Source organism: Clostridium sp., from assembly GCF_032552055.1.
Classification (GTDB): Bacteria; Bacillota; Clostridia; order Clostridiales; family Clostridiaceae; genus Clostridium.
Genome location: NZ_JAWGSV010000263.1, coordinates 1 through 4357, shown reverse-complemented (window position 1 = coordinate 4357; position 4357 = coordinate 1). Strand labels below are relative to the sequence as shown.

Sequence of the window (4357 nt, the reverse complement as noted above, 5' to 3'; positions counted from 1 at the left end):
CTTCTATCCTGTGTAGATCCAACTCGCCTGAATATTCCTTTATCTAAAAAAATAAACAATTTCTCTTGACCTTCAGCACTTAATCTATGAACTTCATCTAAAAACAAAAAACCACCATTAGATAATTCTAGAATTCCCTTAGTATCGCATTCTGCACCTGTGTAAGCTCCCTTTTTATAACCAAATAAATTTGCTGATAATAATTCTTGATTATTTGCATAATCTGCACAATTAAAAATTTTAAATGGTGCATTTTTCTCTATAACTCCTTCATCTACTGCATATCTATAAACTATCTCAGCTAGATAACTTTTACCTACCCCACTTTCTCCTATTACCATCATTGGCAATCCATTATTGGGATAATAAACCGCAGTTTTGCATAATTCAATTTCTTTTTTTAAACTACCGTTATATCCAACAACTTCCTTAAAAACATCACCTATATTAATTTGGGTACTTTCAATGATTTTTTTTTCATTTGCTATTTCAAAATTATATCTAAAATACACTGGCCTAGAGTTACTTTTTATAGCTTTATTTTCTTTAACTAATTCATTTAAATATAAACTTACAATATTCCTTTTAATTTGTAATATTTCTGCTATTGTTGTTGCATCAATACCTCGATTATTATCATCCTTAGTTAACTCTTTTAATTTGTTTTCTATAATCTCTTTGTTGGTCATAAAATTTCTCCTTCCTAAAATATTAATATTTAATTACTTAAAAAACATTGTACAATATTTTGTAATTTGTTATGAAATCTTTGTGTATCATTACTTAAATCATTTATCGTATTTTAATAGCTACCATATTATATTTAATGAGTCCTAAATTTATTTAAAATATTTTAAATTCATATTTAATCACTCATATTTTTTAAGGCATCAAAGTATTTAGTTAATGTAAAAAAAGAGACTATATAAAATAATTACATCATTTTACATAGCCTTTTACCAAATAATTACATTTTATAACTGAATATTATTTAACTCCTATACATATTCTCTTACTCTATCATTACCATCATCATCTATTAATTTAATTATCCTTGATCCTATTATTACACCATCAGCCCCATTATTCATTACCTTTTCTATTTGTTGTATATTTTCAATTCCAAAACCAACTTGTACTTTAATATTGGAATATTTTCTTATTCTTTTAATTGTTTCACTACAATTATCTGGTATATCTAAAAACTCCCCTGTTTTACCTACACCTGTCATAACATAAGCAAATTCATGATTATAACTTAATCGCTCTAATATATCTCTTCATCTGTAAGATTATCATTATCTATTTGTATCTGATATCTGTTATCAATTTTAATAAATTTATCTGCACATAGAATAACATCATACTTATTATCATTAGATAATAGATTATACTTACATTCCCTCTTCATATGTCATTAGTATTACTTTAAGGTTAGGATAGCTTATATTAATTTCATTTAGTATTTCTATTAATACTTCTTCATTAAAACCATTACTGATTACACTTCTATGTGTTTCATAAATAATAGTTTCATCCATATATGGATTCTCAACTGTCTCTCCCAATTCTAAATAGTCCACTTCAAAATCATGGAATATCTCTAAATATTCCATGAACTCCTTAATGTTTGGATATCCTATTGTTAGGTATAATTATTATTCATTGTTTATAACCCCAATAATTTTAATATTCCACCTAAAATAGGCCCATAAAATGCATAGTCAGTTTCACATAGCACTCTCATAACAGGCTCAAAATCTCCAATGTCGTTTATTAAAAACGCTTGTCCAAATATTAATATTAATCCATTTATAGATCCTATAATAGCTCCCCTTCTTCCACCTGTTGAATTACCAAATATGGCTGTAACGGCCCCTGTAAAGAATGTTGGAATTAAAGCAGGGAAAACTATTATCGGGTATTTAACTAAGCCTAAAATTATAACACCTACAAAGCCTGCAACTAAACTTGATAAAAAGCCTACCATTACTGATGTTGTGTGATTAGGAAATAGTAATGGTACCTCTAAACCTGGTATCGCATTAGGAATTACTTTTGTAGAGATTCCATGGAAAGAAGGTACTATTTCTGCTAACATCATTCTTACATCAGTTATAATTACAGTAATCCAAAGACCAAATTGTAATCCATTTAATATTGAAAGGTTATCATATCGCGACCTCCATTTAACTCATTCGTAACAAGTGAAGGACCTGCAATTAATGCTATTATTAAAAACATTATTGACATTATAACAGTTAAAGCTATTGTTGTTTCTCTTAAAAACTCAAATCCCTTTGGTAATTTAATATCTTTTAAATCTTTTTCTTTGTTACCTATAATTTTACCTATCTTAGCTGATAAAAAACATCCTATAGAACTTGAATGTCCTAAAGTAAAACCTTGAACGCCCTTTCTATTCTTCATTAAAGGATATATATAAGCACAAGTAAAAGTTAGATAAATCCCTAAAATAATTGATCCTACAATAACTATTATAGTACTACTAAATGATGTGCCAAATTTCAACAACGCAGCAATTAATCCAGCATAAAAAAAAGATACATGCGCAGATAAATGCACGAATTTAAATTTTGTGAATCTTGCTATTAACAAGTTCATTAAGAATCCAAGTGCAAATATTAATGTTGCTTCAACTTTTAATGTAGTTTCTTTAATGAAACTTATATAATTAAAAAGCAGTAAAGATCAAACTCACTCTCAGTCTTTACTGCTTTATTATTTTCTAATCCTTTCACCCTATGCATTGTAGCAATTCTAACACCATCTAAGTATCTATTTTCAGCTTCAGTTCTTTTGATTTTGTAAGTTCAAATATCTTTTTCTTGTAAGTAATCAGCATACATAGATAATTGCTTATCTGCTCTTGCGACAATGCATATGCTATTTAATTCTACACTAGCTTCTCTTAATTCATTTATTTTAGCTGCTAGATAGTTAACTTCCTCTTGTAAGTTTGTGAAATTTACTATTTCAGGTTTTGGGCCATGTACTAATGATTTATATCCTTTTCCATCATCAATTCCAGTATCTAAGTCATCAAATTTAATTCCGTTTAACAATCTAAAAGCCCAATCTCTTGTTTCCTCAGTAGTTCTATAATTTATTTTTAACCTATTACTTCTACCTTTTATATTAATTCAACATTTGCTTAATACTACTTTGTTTCTGTATATTCTTTGGTGAGAATCACCGACAATAAAGATATCATTTTGGTGCTCTTCGCCATCAATATCTTAATCATGTTTTTAAGTAATTGTATTATTTTTTTTAATATTATTCATAAATATATCCTACTTTCACAATTTATTTAATGATTATTATGTTAAGTAAAATCTTAAATCTATGAGAATAGTCTTACACTACTCTCCTTTTAAAGCCTTCCCTTGATTGTCCAGTAATTCCATTTTCCTCAATCTTAAACTAGTACTTCTTCATACATTTATCTTCTAGTTCTTTATTAAATAAGTTAACTACTCCAGCATCATATTGTCTAATTAGCATATCAGCTATGTAATCAGCAATAGTATCTGTAATTTCATCAGTATCGTTAGGTGAATTTGTAATTACTTTAAATATGATACTCATCTCGATAATCTTTAATTAATAGTATATTCAAAAAACATAACAACATTACTATTTATGTATGTGAAACTGTATTTGATTTAATGATATTAATTTTTTTTAATTTCAGGAATCGACAAACTTTAATATTATTTACGAGTATATTGTTTTAGAGTTAATTTCTTTACAAATACTCCTCGATCCAATGTAAATTATATAAAATACGATTTAATTATAACCTTAGAATGAATAATTTTTTTTAAAGCATATAATCTAAATTAAAATATCAAATGCTTATAATTCATTATAAAGTGAATTATAGAATTACTAATAAAGGGATATATCATAATTAATTTGATATATCCCCTTAAATTTATATTAATTTGTTATTAAAAACATTATCTAAGTTTAATTTTTTAATTTTATTTCTTATTTCTTCTTTACTAGTAGTATAAAGCCCCTCTTCCTTCATTCTAGCAAAGTATTCTGAACCAGCAAAAGTGAATCTTGCTTTTCTCCCTTCCCTTGTTTTGGATTTTTCATTAGCATAAGAAATTATATCTCCTATAGCTATTGAGGAAGGTAATATTAAAAGAGGAATTCCCATAGCAAGTCTTACAGAATTATGTCCTGCTAAGCTACCAGTTGCAATAGCTTCTGTATGACCAACAAATAATCCTGATTTTTCTCCAGCACAGAATAAATTATCTACTCCATTTACCTTTAAGTCATTAGTTCTAGGCGCAACTGACATATATCTTATAGAGTT

At 27.1% G+C, this 4357-nt stretch carries 8 protein-coding genes; all 8 read right to left on the bottom strand.

The window, feature by feature from the left end; translation table 11 throughout:
- On the bottom strand, positions 1–689 hold a 689-nt coding region (locus E6248_RS13750; protein ID WP_316341355.1), incomplete at its 3' end, for a sigma 54-interacting transcriptional regulator.
- Positions 690–998: 309 nt separating this feature from the next.
- On the bottom strand, positions 999–1274 hold the full coding sequence (locus E6248_RS13745; protein WP_316341359.1) for a tryptophan synthase subunit alpha: 276 nt from the start codon (positions 1272–1274) through the stop codon (positions 999–1001).
- Positions 1275–1394: 120 nt separating this feature from the next.
- Positions 1395–1643, bottom strand: a complete 249-nt coding sequence (locus E6248_RS13740) for a tryptophan synthase subunit alpha (RefSeq protein WP_316341358.1) — start codon at positions 1641–1643, stop codon at positions 1395–1397.
- 26 nt (positions 1644–1669) lie between these two features.
- The gene (locus E6248_RS13735; protein ID WP_316341354.1) at positions 1670–2104 is read right to left on the bottom strand and encodes a PTS transporter subunit IIC; all 435 of its coding nucleotides are present in this window, start codon (positions 2102–2104) and stop codon (positions 1670–1672) included.
- Positions 2105–2154: 50 nt separating this feature from the next.
- Positions 2155–2682: a PTS transporter subunit IIC gene (locus E6248_RS13730; protein ID WP_396335158.1), complete on the bottom strand. Its 528-nt coding sequence runs from the start codon at positions 2680–2682 to the stop codon at positions 2155–2157.
- Between the two features lie 152 nt (positions 2683–2834).
- Positions 2835–3131, bottom strand: a complete 297-nt coding sequence (locus E6248_RS13725; RefSeq protein ID WP_316341356.1) for a 3'-5' exonuclease — start codon at positions 3129–3131, stop codon at positions 2835–2837.
- Between the two features lie 316 nt (positions 3132–3447).
- On the bottom strand, positions 3448–3612 hold the full coding sequence (locus tag E6248_RS13720) for a hypothetical protein (RefSeq protein WP_316341353.1): 165 nt from the start codon (positions 3610–3612) through the stop codon (positions 3448–3450).
- 349 nt (positions 3613–3961) lie between these two features.
- The coding region (locus tag E6248_RS13715; protein WP_316341352.1) for an FAD-dependent oxidoreductase at positions 3962–4357 on the bottom strand (396 nt) is incomplete at its 5' end.

Excerpts from the sequence above, each read along its gene's own strand:
- E6248_RS13735 (WP_316341354.1), bottom strand. The coding sequence starts at position 2,104 with ATGATGTTAGCAGAAATAGTACCTTCTTTCCATGGAATCTCTACAAAA.
- E6248_RS13720 (WP_316341353.1), bottom strand. The coding sequence starts at position 3,612 with ATGAGTATCATATTTAAAGTAATTACAAATTCACCTAACGATACTGAT.